We start from the raw sequence: 23,413 nt of genomic DNA on the forward strand, positions 1-23,413 counted from the left end.
TCCGAACCTGAATTCATTTCCCTGATATCTTAAAAACAACAATAAACGGATGAGCTAACATGGCTTTAAACTCGGTTGAGAAACGTTTGATTATTCCGCTACCCGGCAATGAAGAACTGGCTGCCGCTATTGCTGCTGCCGGTGATTACCAACTTGGCTCGCTGGAAACCCGCCATTTTCCTGATGGTGAAAGCTATGTTCGTTTTCTCGATAATGTCGAGGGGCGCGATGTTGATCTGATCTGCACACTCGCTCATCCCAATGATAATTTTCTGGCCGTTGTTTTTGCCGCCGATGCCGCGCGTGAGTTCAATGCGCGCTCCGTCAATCTGGTGACACCATATCTGGCCTATATGCGTCAGGATATCCGTTTCAAATCAGGCGAAGCCATTACATCACGCACATTTGCGCGGTTGGTTTCTTCTTCATTCGACAGTTTACTAACCATTGATCCACATCTGCACCGCTATCATTCCTTGTCGGAAATTTACACTATTCCGGCACGGCATCTGGCATCCGCTCCGGTACTGGCCAAATGGATCAGCCAAAATATCGAAAAACCACTGCTGATTGGACCTGATGAAGAAAGCGAACAATGGGTGAGCGAAATCGGCGAGCTCGCCGGCGCGCCTTTCACAGTTTTACGCAAAACCCGCTATGGTGACCGCAATGTGGAAATCCACATGGGTGACCTTTCCCAATGGAAAGACCGCACACCGGTGCTGGTGGATGATATCGCCTCTTCCGGCCGCACCATGGTGGAAGCCGCCAAGCAACTGCAAACCCAAGGTCTTGCCAAGCCTGTTTGTGTGGTGGTGCACGGCCTTTTTGCCGATGATGCTTTTGAGCGTTTAAGTGCCATTGCCGAAAAAGTTGTTTCGACCGATTGCGTACCGCATAGCAGCAACGGCATATCTGTCGCTGAATTGCTGGTTGAAGGTATCAATTATTTTGCTGCCGCCAATGCTGTTGAAACTGCCAAAGCAGGAAAGAGCGCATGATGCTGACACTCAAATCATTAGGAGCTGCCGGTACGGTTACCGGTTCCAAACATCTGCTTTCCAACGGCAAGCATAATGTGCTGATTGATTGCGGTTTGTTCCAAGGCTTGAAAAACCTGCGCGAGCAGAACTGGGAAAATTTAAGCATTGCTGCGCGCGATATTGATGCGGTGATTTTAACCCACGCCCATCTTGATCATAGCGGCTATCTGCCCCGTTTGGTTAAGCAAGGTTTTCGCGGCAAGATTTATTCCACTTCCGCCACGCGCGATGTTGCCGAGCTCATTCTAAAAGACAGCGGTTATTTGCAGGAAAAAGATGCCGATTTTCTCAACCGGCACAAACTCACCAAACATACGCCTGCCCTGCCGCTTTATGATGCACGTGATGCAGAAAATGCATTGGGCCATTTTTCGCGCGTTGAATTTGACCAGACGATCACAATTCTCGATGATCTGCACTTTCGTTTCCGCTATGCCGGTCACATATTGGGCGCTGCCAATGTGCAAATCGACTGGGCAGGAAAGCGCGTGGTTTTCTCCGGTGATATTGGTCGCTATAATCATCCATTGATGCCTGATCCGATCACGCCTGAAGAGGCTGATTATGTGGTGGTTGAATCCACCTATGGCAATCGTCTGCACGACCATGCCGATCCGGCAGAAGCATTAGGCGCGATCACCGAAAAAACGGTTCAGCGCGGCGGCACATTAGTGATCCCGTCCTTTGCGGTTGGCCGTGCACAAGAGCTGTTATATTATTTCTGGAAGCTGAAACAAGCCGGACGCCTGAGCACGGTTCCGATTTTTCTGGATAGTCCGATGGCCATTGATGCAACCACATTGATGAGCAAGCATATGCAGGATCACAAGCTCTCACCGGATGAAGCGCGTGAAGCTTATAAGATTGCCCGCTATACGGAAGATGTAGAAGATTCAAAAGCTATCAACAACAATCCATACCCGAAAGTGGTGATTTCTGCCTCTGGTATGGCAACCGGCGGGCGCATTTTGCACCATTTAAAAAATTATGCTCCGGATATGAAAAACACCATTTTGCTGGCTGGTTTTCAGGCTGCCGGTACACGTGGGCGTGCGTTGCGTGAAGGTGCAAAAGAGCTGAAAATTCATGGCATGTGGGTGCCGGTCAATGCGGAAGTTGCACAAATTGATACGCTTTCCGGCCATGCTGATGCCAATGAGCTGATCCGCTGGCTCTCAGGTTTCCGCATTCCCCCAAAGAAAACTTTCATTGTTCATGGCGAGCCTGATGCATCCGAAGCTTTGCGCATTCATATCGGGCGCAAACTCGGTTGGGAAAGCATTGTGCCGCGTCAGGATCAGGAATTTAAATTATGAGTGTTGTTCATTGTGATCATCCTCCATTGAAAGCCCGCCGTTTAGGGCTTTTCACCCATGATCAAGCCGTTGTCATCATGAGAACCGATTGTCCTGCCTGTCATTCAGCTGGTCTTTCTTCCCGCTCGCATATTCAGGTCAATGCCGGAGACCGCTCTGTCTATGCCGAATTGTTGCAAATCGACAGCGACTTGCTCGCACTCGATACAATCGGCCTGTCACAAACGGCATGGGATTTATTAGGCGTCGAGGAAGGCGACGAAGTGGAAGTAAGCCACCCGCCTGCGCTCACTTCGCTTTCTTATATTCGCAGCCGCATCTATGGTAATCGCTTTGATTACGAAGGCATCAGCGCCATTATCAGTGATGTGGTGGCGCGCCGCTACACCGATGTGCATTTGGCAGCCTTTCTAACCGCCAGCGCCACGCCGCCGCTTGATACGCAAGAAACCATCTATCTGACCAAAGCCATGATTGGTGCCGGTGAGCGGTTGGACTGGAACAAAGATATTGTGCTCGACAAGCATTGTGTCGGCGGTCTGCCCGGCAACCGCACTACGCCGCTCGTGGTGGCAATTGTCACCGCACACGGGCTGACAATGCCCAAAACCTCATCACGTGCCATCACCTCCCCTGCCGGTACGGCAGATACGATGGAAACCATGACGCCGGTGGATCTGGAACTCGAAAAGCTGAAAAAGGTTGTGCGCGAACAAGGCGGCTGTATGGCATGGGGCGGCGCGGTGCAGCTTAGCCCTGCCGATGATGTTTTTATCCGTGTCGAGCGTGATCTTGATATTGATACCGAAGGACAGCTGGTAGCTTCCGTCTTATCAAAAAAAGTGGCTGCCGGTTCCACCCATGTGGTGATCGATATCCCGATCGGCCCGACTGCAAAGGTGAGAAGCATCGAAGCTGCTGACCAGCTCGGCGGACTTCTGACAACTGTGGGCGAGGAATTCGGCCTGAAGATTGCCTGCGTCTATACCGACGGCACACAGCCCGTGGGCAGAGGCATCGGTCCTGCACTCGAAGCGCTGGATGTGCTGGCAGTGCTTCGCAATGAAGAAAACGCACCGCAGGACTTGCGTGAACGCGCGGCGGTGCTTGCCGGTCTCGCATTGGAAATCGGCGGCGTTGCGGAAAAAGGACAAGGCACAGCGCTGGCGCTTGAAACTATTGCCGATGGTCGTGCATGGGCCAAATTCCGCGATATCTGCATCGCACAAGGCGGGTTACAAATCCCTGAATCCGGCGATCATGTCTACACGGTCACCGCAACTTTTGACGGCGTTGTCAGCAATATCGACAATCGCAATTTGGCACGTGTCGCCAAGCTTGCCGGTGCGCCACGCGCTACAGGAGCGGGCATTTATATGGATGTGCGCCTTGGCGATATGGTTACTAAAGGGCAAAGTCTGTTTAAAATTTACGCAACGGCACCGGGCGAGCTGGCCTATGCGGTAGAGTTTGCGCAGAATGCTCAAACACTGGTAGATATTCAGCCAATTTAATTATTAAATAACAAGCCAATCACGAGATGTGCGCTCGGGTTGGCTTGTTCCACGCAAATAAAGATGAAAGATCAAATCTTCGTTATTACTTATATAATTTCTTGTAAAAACAGCATTAAAATGCAATAATTAAATAGATGATCGGTGTTATTTTCAGGCCGGATATCATCCATTCATACTAGCCATAATGTGGCTTTAAAAAGCTCCAAAAAAATCCGGCAGTCAAATGTTGTTATCACCAATTTCAAAAACCAGTCACTCAACCTATCTTTTGAGCAATGTTCATGTTTCAAAACAGCCGATCGCTGCCGGGCGTTCGCGTAATGTTTATGCCATTCCGCATGAACCGCCATTATTATTAAAAGTTCAGAAAAAAGCCCCCTCACCGCGCCGATTTTTCAAAAAATGGAAATTAATGGTGCGGATGAGAAGCTATTATAAACAAACAATTCCGCTAATACGTGAAGTGCGCGAATATAAACGTGTGGCCGATGAGGGTAATCTAACCAACCAGCATTTGCAGAATTTTGTCAGCGTTGCCCAAACCCCGCAAGGAAACGGTATTATAGTGCAGGCAGTATGCCGTGAAAACGGCCAGCTGGCGATGACCTTGCGTGAAATTATCACGCAAGGGAAATATGATAATAAATGCCATTCTGCCCTGAATGATTTTCTCAAATGGTTCGTCCGCAGTAAAATCGTGGCAACAGATGTCCATCTCGACAATATTGTCTACGATGAAAAATCACGCTCTATGGTTTTGATCGACGGTATCGGTGACAAAACATTCGTGCCGTTGCGTGCCTGGTTTTCACGATTGAACCAGCTCAATAAAAAACAAATTGCGAGTGATATTTACCGACAGGTTTCGGTACATTTTCTGGAAGCTACCATCAAGAAAAAAGCTCTTATCTGCCTTCTTGTCTTTGCCGGCACTGCCTTTGGTATCGACATTTCCGATGGGACTTTGTTTGACGGCTAGAATAGCCGACAGCATTAAGAGTAAGAATAGGCTGGAGTATAATATACTCCAGCTTTTTTATTGGCATTTAATTGGGAGCAACAATAACTTGAGTTTTATATTCATATTATTATTGACTTTTATGAAAATTAGCTTATTTTAATTTATTATTAAAAACAGAATTCATTTGAAATACCAATGCCTTACGGAGATACGTATGGGGCTTTGTAAGCAAAACTATATTCTCATTGAACCAAACAGATTAATACCAACCGAAGAAATAAACGAACTCCACGCGCTGGAACTCGAAAAGCACATCAAAGCCTGCGGTCGCTGGAAAATACCGGTCTCTGTGCATAAGCATGCCATGTTTGTCATGGATGGCCATCACCGTCTCAGCATTGCCAAAAGGCTCAAATTAGCGCGTATGCCGGTGGTTTTGCTGGATTATGACAAAGTCGATGTCTGTGCATGGCGCGACGGTGAAATCGTCACACCGCAGCTGATTATAGAAAAGGCGCAAAACGGCAAAAAGTTCCCTTATAAAACCACCCGCCATATTTTTAAAGAACCGCTGCCTGCCTGCGACATTCCTTTACATGAATTACAAAAGTAATCGCGTGCCTTTTATTTAAAATTTAATTTGAAAGACATGTACATGTCAAAACAATATTTATTGATACCCGCCCTGCATATTTTATCCCGTCAAGATTTGGCGGATATTGAACTGGCACCTGCCGATGTTATTCAACTGGTCGAAAATGCCTATGTTTATTACGCGCAAGATAAATCGCGCTGTCCGACCAAGCTGATGATGCCACTGCCCGATATCAAGCGCGATTCCGTCTCTTATTCCATGATTGGCTATGATGGCGTGCTGCAACAATTGGGTTTCAAAACTTCTTATCGGCAGGGCAATGACAATGCCGATAAATATTATACCACCATCAGTCTCTACGATGACACAACCGGTATGCCTTTTGCATTGATGGATTGTCACCGCGTTGGCGGTTCCAGAACGCCGGCCACCACTGCTATTATAGCCAAATATTGTGCGATTGAAAATCCGCAATCGGCACTAATGGTCGGCACCGGCGCACAAGGGATCAATACCCTGCCCTATTTACTGACAGCTTTGCCCTCTTTGAAGCATCTACGTCTTTTCGGCACACATCCGGATGGAATTACGGCGACCTTTGAAACTTTTGCCCGTTATTTCCCTGACCGCGAAATTGAGCTTGTCAAAGATGTACCCGATGCGGTTACCCAATCGGATATTGTGGTTGCTGCATCCGGGCGCGCTGCACACCCCAAAATTCAAACCCAATGGATGAAACCGGGCGGCTTGCTGATATCCGTTGCCAGCAAAGGTGTTGAAAGTGATGCACTGCAAGAGGCCGATTATGCCGTTGCCACCAATCAAGAGCAAATGGGTGTTACCGGCAAAAGATTGGCCGGAGCGGACGGCATTATTAAAATTGATGCGGAACTGCACGATATTATCACCGGTCGCAAACCCGGCCGCACCTCCCCCACCGACCGCGTTTTTGCTTTCAGCAGCGGCATGATCATCACCGATATTCCAGTGGCACATGCGCTTGCCACCTGCGCCATTGCGGCAGGACGTGGAACGAGGATCGAGCTATGGACGTGACCCTTTCCAGCCTGCCGGCAATTGAACAACCATGGATGCAGAAAGTTTTGCAAAATAGCGGTTTTATCACGCAGATTGCTGATACAATAGAAGGGCCTTTCCATCTCGTCGAGCCGGAAACTTTTGCCCATAATCTCAACAACTTTGAAGACATTTTACAAAAACATCAGGTCAAAGGGCACGTTTTTTACGCAAAAAAGGCCAATAAAGCTGCTATCTGGCTGAAAGTTGCAGCACTTTTTAATGGTTTTGCAGATGTTGCCAGTCTTCCGGAATTTGCCCACGCTTTAGCTTGCGGTATTAAAGGCAACCATATCGGCGTCACGGGGGCTGCAAAAAGCAATGATCTGTTGCGCCTTGCCAACCAGCATGGTGCGCTTGTTGCCATTGACGCCTTGGACGAGTTGGAACGCGCTATTGCAATCGCAGAAGTCACGCAACCCATGCGGATATTATTGCGTGTTCTGCCACCGGAATTTCCTGACAGCCGCTTCGGGCTTAATCCCACTGATTTACAAATGGCGTTGCAAAAATGTGCTGACAATCGCCATCTCGTCACCATGGAAGGTTTTTCTTTCCATCTCGATGGCTATGAGGTTCACCCACGCGCAAAACTTGGCTTTCAGCTGATCAAGCAATGTCTTGAAGCGCGCCAGCATGGGCTTGCTGCCCATTCCATTTCCATCGGTGGCGGCTTTGCCTGTGCTTACACGACTGAAGATCATTGGGATAGTTTTCAGGCCAATTTAAATCCCGGCCAATTTCACGGGCATAAAAGCTTTGCAAAATTTTATCCCTATCACCAAGCACCAACGGGTGCTGCAATGCTGGATGCGATTTTAGAAAGCAGCGAGGATGAGCAAAGTTTTGCACGAGCCCTCAACCAGGCAGGCATCAGCCTGTTGATGGAGCCGGGGCGCGCTTTACTTCATAGTGCGGGCTTAAGTGTCTTTCCTGTGCAAGGTTTTAAGCAAAATGATGCACATGGTATCATCACGGTTGCCGGATTGAGCATGAGCCTTTCCGAACAATGGAAAGGCAGCGAGTTTTTGCCCGATCCATATCTGGTGCAACGCGGCGCAGAACGCGAACAAAAGCCGGTGCTTGCTTGCATCGGCGGCTCCAGCTGCATGGAATATGACATGTTGAGCTGGCGTAAATTAAGCTTTCCCGCCCGTCCTCGCTATGGCGACCTGATTATCTATCCCAACACGGCCGGTTATCAGATGGACAAGAATGAAAGCACATTTCATCAGCTTGCCCTACCGCCGAAAATTATCGTCTGGCAAAATGAAAATAATCTCGAGTGGAGTATTGACGAATGAACCTGCTCAATACGCAAATCTTACATCCCATTGCGAGCGCGGCTAGTGAGTTGATCGGCAATACTCCAATGCTGGAACTTGCCCGCACCGGTACAGGCAGCCGTCTGCTGCTGAAATTGGAACAAATAAACCCGACCGGCTCCTGCAAAATACGCATGGCGCGCGAAATGATTATTGGTGCCGAGCGCGACGGCAAGCTGCAAGCAGGAGGCCATATTGTCGAGCCCACTTCGGGCAATACCGGCAGTGGCCTTGCCCTTATTGCCATTGAACGCAGTTATAAATTTACCGCCATAGTTGATGATCATGCCGCGCCCGATAAATTGCGTGCCATGCAGGCAATGGGTGCCGAACTTGTCTTTGTCAAAAGCACCAAGGGCGGTCCCAGCACCGTGGAGCGACGGCAGAAGGCATATGAAATTGCCGAGAAAACAGGCGCATTCTGGCCGGATCAGCACTATAATCCAGATAATAATCTGGGCTATAAAGGGTTGGCGGCAGAATTATTACGTGATGTCGGCACCGAGGTTGATTATCTGGTGGGCGCGGTAGGAACGGGCGGCACTTTATGCGGTACGGTCAAGGAGTTACGCCATCTTGGTTCGCATGTCACCAGCATCGGCGTTGAACCGAAAGGCTCGATAATTTTCGGCGGTAAGCCGGACAAATACTGGCAAAGTGGTGCCGGTGCACCGCATGGTTTTACCATTGGCAGCAATCTGGATCGCAGCTTGATTGATATAGGTTTGCGCGTCAGCGATCTGGATGCGTTTGCGGCCGCACGTGTCGTTGCAAGGCGCACTGGTCTCCTTGTCGGCGGCACGGCCGGAGCGGCAATTCATGTCGCTTTACAACGTCTCCATTTGATTGAACCTGAAAGCACAATGGTAGTGCTTGTATGCGATGCGGGCGAAAAATATCTCGACAGTTTTTATAATGATGACTGGCTGCGCCAGCGAAATCTTCTCGACAAACAAACAGAGCAACGGCTGCATCAGCTTTTGGATTCCTATCAGGCATCCCTCAAGCTCCCAGCAAAAAATGTGCCGGTAGATAAGCGAAAGTTCCATGCGTGCTAAATTTCGCCCCTATGCCGACATACTGAACATTGCTGCACCGATTATCGGCATCCAATTTGCACAAGTGGCGCTCACCAGCACCGATCTGTTCATGATGGGTTTTTTAGGCATCCATCAGGTGGCGGCCGGTGGTCTGGCGCTACTTTTATATAATCAGTTGCGCACCATGAGTGTCGGCATGGTGACAAGTGTCGGCAATATAATTGCAGCCACTGTCGGGCGTGGTGAAAATCAATCAGGCGCACATAGTCTCGACGAGCCAACGGCTGATGCCGTGCAAAACTTATTGCGCAGTTCCATGCTGCTGGCAACACTGACCGCCGCAATTGCCGCCCTGCTGATGGTGGGACTAGGCATGTGTTTGAACCTGTTGGGGCAGGAAGAAGATATTGCCGCCCTCGCCCTGCCCATCATGCTCACGCTTGCACCCGGTCTGATCCCGATGTTGTGGCTTAATGTTTTGCGCCAATTTGCCGTAGGCATGCGCCGCGCCGGATCATTGATGATGGTGACGCTTATTAGCGTTATCATCAATGCATCGCTCAATCTGATCTTTATTTTCGGACTATTGGGCATGCCCAAACTGGGGCTTGCCGGTATCGGTCTTTCCACCACATTGGTGCAATTAACAAATTTTCTGATTTATTGGCGCATCATCAGCTGCGATAAACAATTATGCCCTTTACTGGCGTTTAATCCATGCCGCGCGACATGGGCATCGCTTGTCAAAATAGCCCGTATGGGACTACCCATTTCTTTAACTTATGGTTCGGAAGCGGCAATCACATCTATTGCCACGGTTTTGATCGGCACATTCGGGCCAATAGCATTGGCGGCTTCCAACATCGTCAACCAACTTGCTTATATTGTTTATCAATTCAATATCGGTCTTTCTCATGGTTCATCCATTCTGGTCAGCCGCACCTTCGCGCAAGGTAATATTGATACGTTAAGCGCAATTGCCAAACGCAGTTTTATCCTCAGTTTCAGCACGATGACGCTCATCGCACTGATTTATATTTTTATCCCGCAAGCCGTCTTGCAGCCATTTATAAAGCCTGATCAAAATCCTGCAGTTTTTGGTTATGCTGCTGTTTTATTGTGGTTTGCCATCGCACATCAGTTTTTAAAAGGCTCGCAAAATATCTGCATCGGGCTAATGCGCGGCCTTGGCAACACACGCGCGGGATTGACCAAAACCATGATCGGTTATTGGCTGGTCGGCATTCCTGTCATGTTTATGAGCAACCATCTGACCCTGTGGGGTGCCTATGGCATCTGGGGCGGTTTATGCCTCGGTTTCGGCGTCACCAGCCTGTTACTGTGGTGGCAATTTTCACGACAATTACAAGAAATGAAAACATTTCCAACCACTATTTCATCGTTTATTTAAGCAGGATTTTAATCAAATGATATTTAAAAACTTATCCCCACTTGCTCTCGCTGCCATAACAAGCATTGTTGTTGCCACTGCCGCCCATGCCAATATTGAAAGGCCGGTGACCATCACCGATGATCGCGGCGTCAATATCACTTTTAGGCGCCAACCTGAACGCCTTGCCGCCGTTTCATATCTTGGCGTCGATATTGCTTTTGCTTTGGGCATCCAGCCTGTTGCTACCACTTATATGGAAAAAGGCCGTGAACCGGAATATCTGATGGGCAAAACCAAAGATATCCCGCAAATTGGCCAACGGGCAAAGCCCAATCTGGAATTGCTCTCGCAAGCAAAACCGGACGTGATTGTCGCCATGCGCCGTTACACAGTGGCCAATGCTGCCCAATTTGAAAAAATTGCACCTTACATCGCCTATAATATGGAACTGCTCGACGAGAGCTATAAAGAAGTAAACGATCTCGCCACCCTCTTTGGCAAACAGCCGCGCGGCGAAGAATTAAACGCCAATTTTAAAGCCCATTTGCAAGAATTTGTGGCGAAAGCACCAAAAGACAAACATCCGCGTTTTCAAATTATGTGGGCGGGTGATACGCCTTTTTCCTTCCATACTGAAAACACAGCCGCTTCAATTGTGGCCGCTCTTGGCGGTGATAATATATTGGGACCTATGACTACAAGCGGTAAATTTGGCGAGGAAGTCAGCCTTGAAACCATGCTGGAAAAAGATCCGGAAGTGATCTTTGTCTATGATAGCGGCCCTGACCGTCCGCATGAAAACAACCCGATCTGGAACCAGCTTTCTGCCGTCAAAAACCACCGTGTTTATTATGTCGGCGATCATTGGGTGGAAACAAACGGGCCTATTGCCCGTGAAATAGTTTTGCGGGAAGCAGCTCATTATCTCTACCCGGATACATTTCCCGCCATTGATGTGAAAGAAGAAGCCGCCAAATTGATGCCGGCCAAAGACGGATCATAATGTCCGCTCTCGCCCCAAAAACAGGACATGCGCATATGCAACTATGCGCAGTCTTTTTGCTGCTGGCTACCTTTAGCCTGATCATCATCACCGCCGGTTTGATGGTTGGGACGCGATCGTTAAGCTTACAGCAATTATGGCCGGTTCTGAACCGGCCGGATGGTCATGTGGAATCCATTCTGGTCTGGAAATTGCGTCTGCCGCGCTCTCTGGCGGCATTTTTCGCCGGTGCGGGATTGGCGCTTTCGGGTTATATCTTGCAAGCGCTTACCCGCAATCCACTGGCAGGTCCCGGTTTAACCGGCGTAAGCGCCGGCGCGATAACGCCGATCGTATTTTGTTTTGTCTATTTGCCCGCTATTTCATCCATTTATTACCCGTTTATCGGCATGATCGGCGGCTTGACAGCTGCCAGCATTACTTTGCTGATCGCTCGTGGCGGCAACGGACATCCTTTGCATCTGGCTCTTGGCGGCATCAGTGTCTCACTCTTTTTAAATGCGGTCATCACCTACATTATCCTGGCAAGCGGGGCACAAGTGCCTTCTTTATTATTTTGGCTCACCGGTGGCTTGCAAGGGCGCTCATGGCCGCAATTACTCTATATGCTGCCTTGGGTCATCATTGCGTTATGCGGCACATGTTGCTGCCAACGAATTTTAAGCCTGTTGTCACTTCCTGAGCAGGTGGCTGCCGGCATGGGTTTGCAAACAAATATTTGGAAACCTTTTCTGCTGCTTTTAGCCGTATTGCCTGTTGCAGGCATTGCGCCGGTTGCAGGGCCTGTAGCTTTTGTCGGGCTGGCGGCACCTCATATTGCCCGCCTCTTAAGCAGAAACAACCAAACCCAAACTATTCTTCTATGCTTTTTTCTCGGCGGCAACATGGTGTCTCTGGCCGATATTATTGCGCGCACAATTGCTGCCCCGCAGGAACTGCCAGTCAGTATTGTCACCGCTTTGACAGGCGGGCCCGTCTTTATCTATCTGGCTCAAAAACGCTCTGTTTCATCACAAGGAAATTGCCGGTGAAACAGCAAAATAATCCTTTATGGCTGCTTTTATTTTGGGGGCTGGCAGCAATTCTGACACCACTGCTGGCTGTTTTTCTAGGGGTTGCCGATATTCCTTTGATTGATGTATGGAGCGCAATTACCGGCAATGGTTCTGCAAACACGCATTCCATTATTTGGGACATCAGACTACCGCGCATCATTACAGGCGCATTAGCCGGCATCCATCTCGCTGTCGCCGGATTAATTTTGCAAAACATCACCCGCAATCCACTGGCCGATCCCTCCATTATGGGTATTTCGCAAGGTGCAACTTTTGCTGTCAGCCTGTTTTTGCTGCTGGCCATGTCGCAAGAGTATCATGGTTCCGCTGCATTACCCGCTCTGCCGCTTGAATATTTGCCGACAATCGGTCTTGGCGGCGGCTTGTTGGCCGGCCTCATCATTTATTATCTTGGTAGCCATGCAGAGTTATCCCACTTGCGTCTCACTTTATGCGGCATTGCAGTGGGTGCCGTTCTGCATGCGCTCGCTATCGGCATGATTGCCGGATGGGGCTCAAACCGCATGGAAATCATGCTGGAGTGGCTGACCGGCAGCCTCTATGCCCGAAGTTGGGAGCATGTACGCTATCTCTTGCCTTATACAATCATCGGCCTTTGTGCCTTAATTTTCATACGCCGCCCGCTCAACTTATTACAATTTGATCCGCTAAGTGCCGCATCCTTCGGTCTTCCCTATCAAAAACACTTCACAATCGTGTTGGCGTTTGCTTGTCTGCTGGCGGCCAGTGCTGTTGGCACGGTCGGACCGATTAGTTTTATCGGGTTGGTTGTGCCCCATCTTGCCCGCTTTTTAAGCCGCAAAAGCGGACAATTCATATTACCCCTCACCATTTTTCTCGGCATGATCACCATGACGCTTAGCGATCTTGCCGGGCGCCTGATCGGTCAGGCTGATGATATTCCGGTGGGTGTCATGTCCGCTTTTTTCGGGGCTCCGCTTTTCATTGTTTTACTGCGCAAAATCCCGTGAGATATCATGCAATTAATCTGTGATCATCTGTCCATTCACTATAAAACCCGAAAAGCCCTGAATGCTTTCAATCTGCAGCTAAAAAGGGGAGAAATATGTACACTTATCGGCCCCAATGGTTCAGGAAAAAGCACGGCTCTCCAAGCGATCGCCGGTTTAATCCCCCCCACACAAGGCAAAAGTTTTTTAGATAATTATCCTGTTCAGTCCATGTCGCGGCGACTGCTTGCGCGCAAACTTGCTTTTTTGCCTCAACAGCCACTCGCACCCGATGAAATGCGCGTCTGCCAATTGGTGCGGCAAGGACGTTTTGCCCATGTCGGCTTGTTGCGCTCTTATAAAAAAAGCGACGAAGAAGCCATTGAATGGGCCTTGCACAGCACAGGATTGAGCGGCTATGGCGAACGCTTTTTAAACGAGCTTTCAGGTGGTGAACGGCAAAGGGCATGGATTGCCGCTGCCATAGCACAGGAAGCCGAAATTCTGCTGCTGGATGAACCGACGAGTTTTCTGGATATCGGTTATCAGGCCGAAGTGCTTGATCTGGTTTATCAATTAAGCCGTGAATACGGCACCACAATTTTAATATCTATCCACGATATCAATCAAGCGATGGCAATCTGTGACCGCATTGTGTTGCTTGACAGAGGCAAGCAGATTTTTAACGGCACAGCAGATATTTTGGCGCAAAGTGGACTGATTGAAAAAACCTTCCGTGTCAAAGGTCAATTTGTGTCACTCAGATCACATGCCCCACCGCATTTTGATATTGAGTGGTTAACAAGTAAAAGAAATCATTGATTTAAAAAGCGATAAACTCAGCCAAGCTATGCTCACCCTTATCTTCTTTCAATCGCAACTAATATCTGCCCCCTCATAATTGGAATTGGTCACGAATAAAAATCTAATATAATCAAGCCATATAGTTGATTTTTTTAAGAAAGGATCATTTTATGAAAAAGTTCGTAGCCTCTACAATTATCGTAATGGCTGTCATGAGTTCTGGTTCAGCTTACGCTTTGACATGCGGAACGAATAAAGATTGTCTGGACAAGTGCACCCAAGGTTTCCAAATTTTAATTCCGATTTGCCTCTAGTCAATTTTACCCATTATGACAGCCCCACATCCATAGCGGGGCTGTCAGTCAATATTTATTGCAAAAAGCACAGCCTTTAGCATTAACTGATCTTGTAAGGAAGAAATGAAAAAAACCATTACTCCCAATACAGAATTTAACGGTAGACAATACCACCATCGGTCAAAATAGCCTGACCTGTGATGTAATCGGAATCCGGACCTGCAAGGAAGGAAACCAACGAGGCGACATCATCAGGGGTTTGTGCACGGCCCAGTGCAATGCCTTCAACATATTTTTTATAGGTTTCACCTATCGGTGCTCCGGTCAATTGGGCAAAACGTTCATCAATTTCAACCCACATATCTGTACCGACAATGCCAGGGCAATAAGCATTGACGGTAATACCGGCACTGGCATATTCCTTAGCGGCTGCTTGTGTCAGTGCACGTACAGCGAACTTGGTCGCAGAATATACACCCAACATTGCAAAACCATCATGCCCGGCGATCGAAGAAGCATTGATAATCTTGCCCTTCTGTTTGCGCGCGATAAATTTTGCGGCAGCAGCCTGAATACCCCACAACACACCTTCAATATTGACTTTGAAGATACGTTCAACTTCCTCAGGCTTCACCTCCGAAATAGGCTGTACCTGTGCGATGCCGGCATTATTGACAATCACGTCAAAACTGCCGAGATCTTTTTCTGCCTTATCAATTGCGGCATAAATATCATCACGATTACTGATATCAGCAGAAATGGTCGTTACTTTACGGCCAAGTTGCTCGACTTCTTTTTTAACACTTTCAAGTTTCTCTGCTTTCAAATCGACCAGAGCGAGATTGAATCCATCCTTAGCCAAACGCAAAGCAATACCACGTCCGATACCTTGGGCAGCTCCGGTAACCAGGGCAACTTTATTCTCAAGCGTTGTCATAATCTGATCCTTCTCATCAGTGTTTGATAGATAACCAACTCATAAAGCCGGATATTCAAATTATAGTTTAACGAGCATTTTACTAAAGGAGAATGATTACAATCAAGTGTGATACAAACATTGAAAGATTGCATCACATTTGATTGACAATGGCGATTATATTTCCACTTTCCAAAGCTTTGTTGTTTCAATTCTTGATTATTGGATTTTACAAGATTTTTATTTTGCCAGCCGATAAATACGATCACGCATATAATACCAACCAATGACCAGTGCCGGTATAATGATAATCAATGAACCAACCGTCCATGAGCCAAGCGGGTAATCGACCGCCATCAAGACCACAACGCCAAACAAAAACAAAAGCGTCAAAAGACCCGTGTAAGGCGCACCACACATCCGGAATTCAGTCGGGGCTATTACTTTTTTGCGCACCAAAAACCACAATTTGAGTTGGCATAAAATAATCACACCCCATGCCGTAATAATTCCAAGTGATGCCATATTAAGAGCAATTTCAAAGGCCGCTGCCGGGACAACAGCATTGAGCACCACCCCGATGGCTGTGACTAAAGCCGTCATGGCAATACCGACATAAGGAATGCCGTTTTTGCTCATTTTACCCAAAGCGGAAGGTGCAGAACCGGAAATAGCCATCGAATGTAAAATCCGCCCTGTCGAGTAAAGACCGGCATTGAGTGATGACAGAACTGCCGTCAGCACCACGAGATTCATAATAATATCAGCCCCGTCAACACCAATCTTGCCAAAGAAAGTAACAAACGGGCTTTCACCGGCGCTATAACTGCTAAAAGGTAACAGCATGGTCAATAACAGCACGGAACCAACGTAAAATATCACCAACCGATAAATCACTGTACGAATGGCGCGCGGCATAATTTTGCGGGGATCTTCCGTTTCACCAGCTGTTGTGCCGATCAGTTCCATCGAGGCATAGGCAAAAACCACCCCTTGTATCACCACAAGAGCAGGTAATATGCCGTGAGGGAAAAATCCGCCACCTTCAAGAATGAGGTTGAAACCAGGCTGATGTCCGTCAATAGGCGTGCCCGTCACAACAAAATAAATGCCGATGCCAAGAAACAAGACGAGCGAAAGCACTTTGATCAGGCTCAGCCAGAACTCCAGTTCGCCAAACACTTTGACCGACAATAAATTCATCGACAGCACGAAAATAAGAGCTGTCATGGCAAACATCCATTGATCAATGCTTTGCAGCCAAGGTACATAATGTTTGAAGAAATTCATATAGAGAGCCACGGCTGTCACATCGGCGATTGATGTCATGGCCCAATTGAGCCAATACATCCAGCCTGCCACAAAGGCCATTTTCTCACCATAAAACTCGCGTGCATAAGAAACAAAAGAGCCGGAACTGGGGCGATGCATGATCAACTCGCCCAAGGCACGCAGAACTAAAAACGCGAAAAATCCGCATAAAGCATAGACAAAAACCAATGAGGGGCCGGCCTGTGCCAAACGCCCGCCAGCGCCCAGAAAAAGCCCCGTGCCGATGGCTCCGCCCATGGCAATCATCTGGATTTGTCGCGGCTTCAGCGCTTTATGATAGCCGTGATCTTCTTCTTTAAAAATTTCATTTTTAATATATTCTCTTGTCATCAAGCCTCCCCGAAAGCCGGGTTTGATGACACCTCTTAGCAATATAGGTTGTATTTTTATTTTATACTTCAATAAGCTCAAGTAATAAACTGAAATGCTAATTGGTATCATTATCATTAATAAAAATATTTCAGTTTCTTTTATGCATTTAAAATGAAAATAAAAATCCTAATAAATTGCGGGTAATTTTATTTGTTACCAGTTTAACTTATTATTTCTTATGAAATTTCTTTTTATTTGGTGTAATCCAATTGAAATGCATATTTGCACGTCTTAGATTTCTGCACAGTGAAATCGATTAATTTTGCTGTGTCTGCTTTGTGTACGATATCTGACGCAAACAGCCAGAATATGACAAAACAATTTCAAGGTTATGCTACATTAGTCTAGCCTTATGCAAATTCTCTTTAACTCACCGGCACACAGGAGTAATCGCACAGAGTGTTTGTCTGTGCGAGAGAATCATATTTCACCGGCATGCATGCAGAAAACAAAACAGAATATTTCTTTAGATTTTGGAGGGGAAATATTCTGGCAGATGAATTGTGAGGCATACTGAATGGATACTGCATCAGGACACTCCCGTGCTCATTCCGGTGAGGAAGAACCACATCTGGCGCGAAATCTGAAAAACCGACATTTGCAATTGATCGCTATCGGCGGTGCAATTGGTACCGGTCTTTTCATGGGCTCGGGAAAAACAATTTCACTTGCAGGTCCGTCAATCCTGCTGGTTTACGCAATTATCGGCTTCATGCTGTTTTTTGTGATGCGCGCTTTGGGCGAATTGCTGCTTTCAAATCTGAATTATCGCTCTTTTGCTGACTTTGCCGGTGACTATCTTGGTTCATGGGCACAATTTTTTACCGGCTGGACCTATTGGCTTTGCTGGATTGTAACCGGTATTGCCGATGTGGTTGCTGTTGCTGGCTATATGTCCTTCTGGTTTCCGGAACTGGCATTATGGATACCGGCTTTAGGCCTGATTGTAGCACTTATTGCATTGAACCTGCCTAATGTGCGCAATTTCGGTGAAATCGAATTTTGGTTCGCACTCATCAAGATCGTCGCCATCGTCGCTTTGATCATTACCGGGGTGGTTATGCTGACATCGGGTTATACATCACCCAATGGCACTAAAGCTTCCGTTGCCCATTTGTGGGATCAGGGCGGTTTCTTCCCGAATGGCTTCTTTGGCTTTGTAGCTGGTTTCCAGATTGCCGTTTTTGCCTTTGTTGGTATTGAACTTGTCGGTACTGCTGCAGCTGAAACTGAAAATCCGGAACGCAATCTGCCGAAAGCGATCAATTCGATCCCTGTTCGTATTGTGCTGTTCTATCTCGGATCGCTCTTCGTTATCATGACGGTAATGCCGTGGAACCAGATTGATCCAAGCAGCAGTCCGTTTGTTGCCATGTTCTCGCTGGCAGGTCTGGGCATCGCGGCTCATGTGGTCAATTTCGTAGTATTGACCTCGGCAGCATCAAGTGCGAATTCCGGCATCTACTCAACATCGCGTATGATTTTCGGTCTTGCCAGCTATGCTTTGGCGCCCAAAACATTGGGTAAGCTCAACCATCGCAAAGTGCCGGTCAATGCGCTATTTTTCTCCTGCACCTTCCTGCTCGCAGGTGTCGTGCTGCTTTATGCGGGACAGAGCATAATTGAAGCTTTCACCATTGTAACCACAATCTCAGCATTGTTGTTTATCTTTGTCTGGTCGATCATTCTGGCGTCTTACGTACAATATCGCCGTAAACGCCCTGATCTTCATGCAAAATCAAAATTCAAAATGCCGGGTGGTTATGCTGCTGTCGTAATGGTGTTTGCATTCTTTGCCTTCATTCTCTGGGCCTTGACACAGCAAGCGGATACGGCGCAGGCTCTGCTGATTACACCGGTTTGGTTCGTGCTTTTGGCAGTGGTTTATTTCATAATGCCTAAGAAAAAAGCTTAAAAATAAAAAGGCCACTCAACTGAGTGGCCTTTTTAAATTGTACATGAAACAGCAATCAGAAATTCGCAGTCAACGACGCATAGAATGTGCGGCCGGGGCCTGGTTGCAATACAAGGCTGAGCGGATCAACATAATATCTGTCTGTCAGGTTTTCGATACGCAAACTTGCGGTGTAATTATCGTTGATTTTATATTCGGCGAATACATCCACAAGCGTATAAGGTTTCCAGTCAACCAACGTGATGAATTGAGACATGCCTTGTCCGGTAACATCGCCATGACCAACCGCACGCGACGACGTATATGAAATACGACCGCCAACGGTAAGCGCATCTTCAAGCAGTTTTTGCGACAGTGTCAGATCAATGCCATATTTAGGCGGGATCTGGTTGGTTGCATAATCTGCATAAAGAGACTTGTTTTCGCATGTGCCTGCATCGCGACAGAATTCAACATTGAGATAATAATTGGCGGCCAATGTCGCTTCAAATCCGCCGACCGTGTAATTTGCCGACAATTCAAGACCTGCAAAACGGGCTCTGTCGATATTGCGGATACCAACATTTTGCGAATTGGCATATTTACGAAACTCGCGGGCGATATAATCTTTGACGTCCCAGTTGAAATAGCCAATTTTCACCATTGTGCGGTCATCATCGGCGAATATATCATCGTGGATGAAATTCGCTCCGATTTCCCAATTGCTGGAACGTTCCGCTTTGGTGTCTTCATTCACCGTCATATTGAAAGCAGAAACTGCTTCCATAATACTTGGTGCACGCAAGGTGCTTGAATAATTGGCATAAAGCTGAGTGCCTTTAAATGGCTCTACAGTCACACCCAATGACGGGCTCCAGCCATCCTGTTTGAGACGTGCTTTACCATAGACCATATCAGGATGATCCATATGCATCGAGCTTCGATCACGTGACCACATTGATGAATAACGTAAACCGCCATTGATGGTCAGCCAGTCAATCGGCTTATAGGCTGTTTTGATATAGGCTGCTGCTTCCTCGCGTTTGCCATCACGCAAATCCAGCCAGCTGTCATATTTTTTTGTATCCGCAGATGGCTTGGTGGATTCCATCTTATATGAACCGCCAAAAGTAAGATCAAAATCACCTAGATCTGTTTCAAATTGCGAGCGATTGCTGACATCACCGCCCCATGTCCAAAGATCAGGCCCTGACTTGAACCCTGGAGGAGGATTGTTGCTGCCGCCATAAGCTGTCGGGCTTCGTTGTTTGAGCTTGGTGCCCCAAAGATTGGCCTTGAGATTGATCAGGTCATTATCTGCCGGATCCCAACGATATTTGAATGTACCCGTATGGGCATCAACATCTGTTGTAAGTTCTTGCTGGACAGCTTGCTGGGTTAGCCCTTTGAAATTTGATGCCATCCGGTCACCGGCTTCGCTTGAAAAGCCGGTATAGCCAAGCTGGATACTATGACCATCACCAAACATCACCTTGCCTTTAAGCAGGGTGGATTTGGTTTCGAGCTGGGTGTTCAAAACCTGCTCGCCAGCGCGGTAATTAGCTATCCCTGTATTCTCAATATAATTTGGAAACCAATTGTGATTAGACGGATTATCGCAGTAATAGAGACACGCGACCATGCCGCCGCGATCAATAGCCTCTGCCGCAGTGCCATGCTTACCGGCATGATAATTACCGCGTTTGCGATAGGCATAACCGGCTAATAATTCTATATGCTCATCCTGCATGGCTGCAACAATGCTACCTGAGCCATTGGTTGGCTTGAGAAAAGCCGGACGGTTCATTGTTGCGTCAGATGCCTCCGCAGTTGAATGATAATATGGATCAAGGTCAGGATTTTGCGGGCCGGAATAGCCCCTGTTGTTGATTAAATATCCTGCTTTCGTGTCTGCTTCCGGCTTACTGGAATTTGTGCCAAAGTCGCCCTTAACACGCAGGCCGAAGCGATTGCCTTCCTTGACAATATCACCCGCTTCAAGGGTGCGCATAGCAACTGTTCCGGCTATACCGCTGGAGGCAGCATCAGAGCCTTTTTGAATATCAATACCGCCGAGAAAATCCGGATCGACAAATGTACGGTTGGAAATACCCTGATAGCCCTGATAGACATTGACAGCGTTTTCCGCACCATCAATCGTGGTGGCAACACGCCCCATGCCCTGCATGCCGCGAATATTGACGTCAATTGAGCCCGCACCATTACGCGATTCACCTGATGAAACTCCGGGTGTGCCGCGGAAAATATCAGCAGGACTTGAACCACGGAAACGTTCAATATTCTGCTCTGAAATATAGGCTGTCGGTGCTGCGGTATGATAAGGGGCATCAACAGCTGCTGTTGCCGCATTTGTCACGGTGATTGTATTAAGCAAAAGGCTGCCGTCAGGCGCTGTGGTATTTTGCGCATTATCGGACGGGTCACTGACGGTGAGTGTTGATCCTTGTATGCGATACTGCAGATTGGAGCCGGATAAAAGTTGGCGCAATGCCTGATCACGGGTCAGATTGCCTTGCAGCGTGGGACTGCGTTTACCGGCAATCATATTTGACTGCATCAAAAGTTTAAGTCCGGCACGATCTGCGAAAGCAATCAGCGCTGACCCCATATCTTGTGAGCGGATATTGAAACTTATCGTTTGCGGTGCGGATGTTTGAGCATTTGCAATGCTTCCCGAACCAAATTGAAGAATTGCGATAAATGCAACAGAGGTCATAAGACCAATTTTTTTAGTCTTTTGGGATAGAGAAAACTGCCTCTCTTTTATCATGCCATGCATAAAACTTACCGCCTTTTCATTATTATTTCCGGTCTCCGCACAAGCAGATTTTCCGGCCTCATAATTTAAAGACGAAAGGAGATGCAGAAGATGGAACCTTAAAAATAAAAAATTTGATCTTTTTAATCATATTTTTCTGAAAGCTGAATTCGGGCGTATAATTGTTACATATGGCAGACGTGTAACGTAGACAGGAAGCGTGTTTTCAATTGCCTGAAAAATTTCTTCAGGCTGTGTCAAATCGAAGATACCCGTAATTTGTAATGCATATAATTGGTCACTGGCGAGAATGATTTTTCCAGAGCGGTAACGTTCCAATTCGGTAATAACATCACCAAGTGGCTTGGCATTAAAAATAAGTTTGCCTCTGCGCCAAGCCGTTTTCATTTCGACATCCACATGATCCTGTAAAGATACAGCACCATCTTCCTGATAGAAAATACGGGAATTGGCCTGCACGACCATCATATCACGGTCTTTGAAATGATGATCGACATTGGTTGTGACACCGACTGTCCCTTCAATAACAGTTACCGAAACCTGACGTGGACGAATATCGATATCAAATATAGTGCCCAATGCGCGGGTCTGCCCGTATAGTGCATCCACAATAAATGGACGTGTGCGATCCTTGGCAACGCTGAACAAAGCCTGCCCCTCATACAAGGTCAGGCGTCGCTCTTGCTCAGTAATTTTGACAGATAATGCTGAATTGGCATTCAGTGTAACAACTGAGCCGTCCACAAGCGTTACAGCACGTTGCTCGCCTGTGCCGGTGGTATAATCGGCAAAAAGGCGTGGCCCGATAAGACCGGTTTGATAAAGAGCCGCACCGCTCACAAATGCCATTGAAAGCCCAAGCAAGGAGCGTCTTGTCAAATGGCGCTGTTTGGCGGTTTTGTTGATGCGTTTACCGGCCGAGCCAATGCCGTACCACAAGCTTTCAGCTTCTTTTGCCACCATTTCATGCTGCGGGCTTTGGCGACGCCAATTGTTAAATTTTTGATAGTCTTGTTCGGTTGCACGCCCGGAACTTAAATAAACAATCCAGTCGATTGCTTCATCGCTTAAGCCAATATCCGCTGAAGATTGATTATTTTTAATCATAATGCGCTGTTGATTTGGCGGAAATGATCGCGGCAATGACGCAAAGCTTGCGTCAAATAACGGGTGACCATTCTTTCAGATACATCCAAGCGCCGCGCAATTTCATAATGGGTCAGCAAATCACATCGCGCCATCAATAATGCGCTACGCGGTTTGGGTGGCAGTTGCAATAAAGCATAGACCAACTGACGCAATTGATCGCGGTCTATTGCATGTTTTTCAGGGCTCGGCGCGGTATCCGCGACTGTTACAAGAATTTCTTCATCGCTCAGACAGGCTTTGGTGTGGCGCTGCTCGCGGCGTAACAAATCAATGGCAATATTATTTGCAACGCGCAGAATAAACGCGCGATTATCGCGAACCTCGTAAGGGCGACTTTCTATATTTGACAACCTGACCCATATTTCCTGAATAGCATCTTCCGCCAATTCATGAGAATTGGTTCGTTTTTTCAACATGTCCCGAATATATTTCAGCTGTTGAAAATAAACGGACATCAGATCTTCAGAATTTTCGGCGGATTGAATGCTCATCATGTGGTCTGTTGTTCGATTCAGGTTGACCGAATAATACTAGACCAAAAAACTCAAATTTAA

19 protein-coding genes are annotated in these 23,413 nt (G+C 47.4%); 14 read left to right on the top strand and 5 right to left on the bottom strand.

Translation table 11 applies throughout. The features are described from left to right. Positions 1-59: 59 nt before the first annotated feature. From ACI0FR_RS08085 to ACI0FR_RS08145, 13 genes are all read left to right on the top strand, one after another. Positions 60-1,001 carry a ribose-phosphate pyrophosphokinase gene (locus ACI0FR_RS08085; protein ID WP_404908712.1) on the top strand — a complete coding sequence of 314 codons (942 nt, stop codon included), beginning with the start codon at positions 60-62 and terminating at the stop codon, positions 999-1,001. Next, positions 998-2,359 (top strand): MBL fold metallo-hydrolase RNA specificity domain-containing protein, encoded by a 1,362-nt coding sequence (locus ACI0FR_RS08090; RefSeq protein ID WP_461667930.1) that lies wholly within the window; start codon positions 998-1,000, stop codon positions 2,357-2,359. The genes ACI0FR_RS08085 and ACI0FR_RS08090 overlap by 4 nt, the downstream gene beginning before the upstream one ends. Continuing rightward, the gene (locus tag ACI0FR_RS08095; RefSeq protein WP_404908709.1) at positions 2,356-3,873 is read left to right on the top strand and encodes a thymidine phosphorylase family protein; all 1,518 of its coding nucleotides are present in this window, start codon (positions 2,356-2,358) and stop codon (positions 3,871-3,873) included. The genes ACI0FR_RS08090 and ACI0FR_RS08095 overlap by 4 nt, the downstream gene beginning before the upstream one ends. A 226-nt stretch (positions 3,874-4,099) precedes the next feature. Further along, positions 4,100-4,855 (top strand): YrbL family protein, encoded by a 756-nt coding sequence (locus ACI0FR_RS08100; protein WP_404908706.1) that lies wholly within the window; start codon positions 4,100-4,102, stop codon positions 4,853-4,855. Positions 4,856-5,051: 196 nt separating this feature from the next. Then, positions 5,052-5,450 (top strand): ParB N-terminal domain-containing protein, encoded by a 399-nt coding sequence (locus ACI0FR_RS08105; protein WP_374831328.1) that lies wholly within the window; start codon positions 5,052-5,054, stop codon positions 5,448-5,450. A 42-nt stretch (positions 5,451-5,492) separates the two neighbouring features. Continuing rightward, complete coding sequence (locus ACI0FR_RS08110; protein ID WP_404908703.1) at positions 5,493-6,488, top strand: ornithine cyclodeaminase; 996 nt, start codon at positions 5,493-5,495, stop codon at positions 6,486-6,488. Further along, entirely contained in the window at positions 6,479-7,813 is a 1,335-nt protein-coding gene (locus ACI0FR_RS08115; RefSeq protein WP_404908700.1) for a type III PLP-dependent enzyme domain-containing protein, read from the top strand. Before ACI0FR_RS08110 ends, ACI0FR_RS08115 begins: the two co-directional genes overlap by 10 nt. Next, positions 7,810-8,892, top strand: coding sequence for a PLP-dependent cysteine synthase family protein (locus ACI0FR_RS08120; RefSeq protein ID WP_374831336.1), 1,083 nt, complete (start codon positions 7,810-7,812; stop codon positions 8,890-8,892). The genes ACI0FR_RS08115 and ACI0FR_RS08120 overlap by 4 nt, the downstream gene beginning before the upstream one ends. Continuing rightward, positions 8,882-10,285, top strand: coding sequence for an MATE family efflux transporter (locus tag ACI0FR_RS08125; RefSeq protein WP_404908696.1), 1,404 nt, complete (start codon positions 8,882-8,884; stop codon positions 10,283-10,285). Before ACI0FR_RS08120 ends, ACI0FR_RS08125 begins: the two co-directional genes overlap by 11 nt. 16 nt (positions 10,286-10,301) lie before the next feature. Further along, the gene (locus ACI0FR_RS08130) at positions 10,302-11,270 is read left to right on the top strand and encodes an ABC transporter substrate-binding protein (protein ID WP_374831340.1); all 969 of its coding nucleotides are present in this window, start codon (positions 10,302-10,304) and stop codon (positions 11,268-11,270) included. Next, positions 11,270-12,301 carry a FecCD family ABC transporter permease gene (locus ACI0FR_RS08135; RefSeq protein WP_404908693.1) on the top strand — a complete coding sequence of 344 codons (1,032 nt, stop codon included), beginning with the start codon at positions 11,270-11,272 and terminating at the stop codon, positions 12,299-12,301. Before ACI0FR_RS08130 ends, ACI0FR_RS08135 begins: the two co-directional genes overlap by 1 nt. Continuing rightward, positions 12,298-13,317, top strand: coding sequence for a FecCD family ABC transporter permease (locus tag ACI0FR_RS08140; protein WP_404908690.1), 1,020 nt, complete (start codon positions 12,298-12,300; stop codon positions 13,315-13,317). The genes ACI0FR_RS08135 and ACI0FR_RS08140 overlap by 4 nt, the downstream gene beginning before the upstream one ends. Positions 13,318-13,323: 6 nt before the next feature. Next, positions 13,324-14,118 (top strand): ABC transporter ATP-binding protein, encoded by a 795-nt coding sequence (locus tag ACI0FR_RS08145; protein ID WP_404908687.1) that lies wholly within the window; start codon positions 13,324-13,326, stop codon positions 14,116-14,118. A gap of 432 nt (positions 14,119-14,550) precedes the next feature. On the opposite strand, the gene ACI0FR_RS08150 is transcribed toward ACI0FR_RS08145, so the two are convergent. Further along, a complete protein-coding gene (locus tag ACI0FR_RS08150; protein ID WP_374831348.1) occupies positions 14,551-15,333 on the bottom strand; it encodes an acetoin reductase in 783 nt (260 codons plus the stop codon). Between the two features lie 219 nt (positions 15,334-15,552). Continuing rightward, positions 15,553-16,974, bottom strand: coding sequence for an amino acid permease (locus ACI0FR_RS08155; protein ID WP_374831350.1), 1,422 nt, complete (start codon positions 16,972-16,974; stop codon positions 15,553-15,555). Positions 16,975-17,533: 559 nt separating this feature from the next. Here ACI0FR_RS08155 and ACI0FR_RS08160 point away from each other — a divergent pair. After that, positions 17,534-18,931: an amino acid permease gene (locus tag ACI0FR_RS08160; protein ID WP_404908683.1), complete on the top strand. Its 1,398-nt coding sequence runs from the start codon at positions 17,534-17,536 to the stop codon at positions 18,929-18,931. A 55-nt stretch (positions 18,932-18,986) separates the two neighbouring features. Here the strand turns inward: ACI0FR_RS08160 and ACI0FR_RS08165 are convergent, their stop codons facing one another. The 3 genes from ACI0FR_RS08165 to ACI0FR_RS08175 form a co-directional block, all read right to left on the bottom strand. Beyond that, the gene (locus ACI0FR_RS08165; RefSeq protein ID WP_404908680.1) at positions 18,987-21,647 is read right to left on the bottom strand and encodes a TonB-dependent receptor domain-containing protein; all 2,661 of its coding nucleotides are present in this window, start codon (positions 21,645-21,647) and stop codon (positions 18,987-18,989) included. Between the two features lie 189 nt (positions 21,648-21,836). Continuing rightward, positions 21,837-22,817, bottom strand: a complete 981-nt coding sequence (locus ACI0FR_RS08170) for a FecR family protein (RefSeq protein WP_404908677.1) — start codon at positions 22,815-22,817, stop codon at positions 21,837-21,839. Continuing rightward, positions 22,814-23,353, bottom strand: coding sequence for an RNA polymerase sigma factor (locus tag ACI0FR_RS08175; RefSeq protein WP_461667931.1), 540 nt, complete (start codon positions 23,351-23,353; stop codon positions 22,814-22,816). The genes ACI0FR_RS08170 and ACI0FR_RS08175 overlap by 4 nt, the downstream gene beginning before the upstream one ends. Positions 23,354-23,413: the final 60 nt, after the last annotated feature.

It is taken from the genome of Paenochrobactrum sp. BZR 201-1, assembly GCF_044987585.2.
GTDB lineage: Bacteria > Pseudomonadota > Alphaproteobacteria > Rhizobiales > Rhizobiaceae > Paenochrobactrum > Paenochrobactrum pullorum.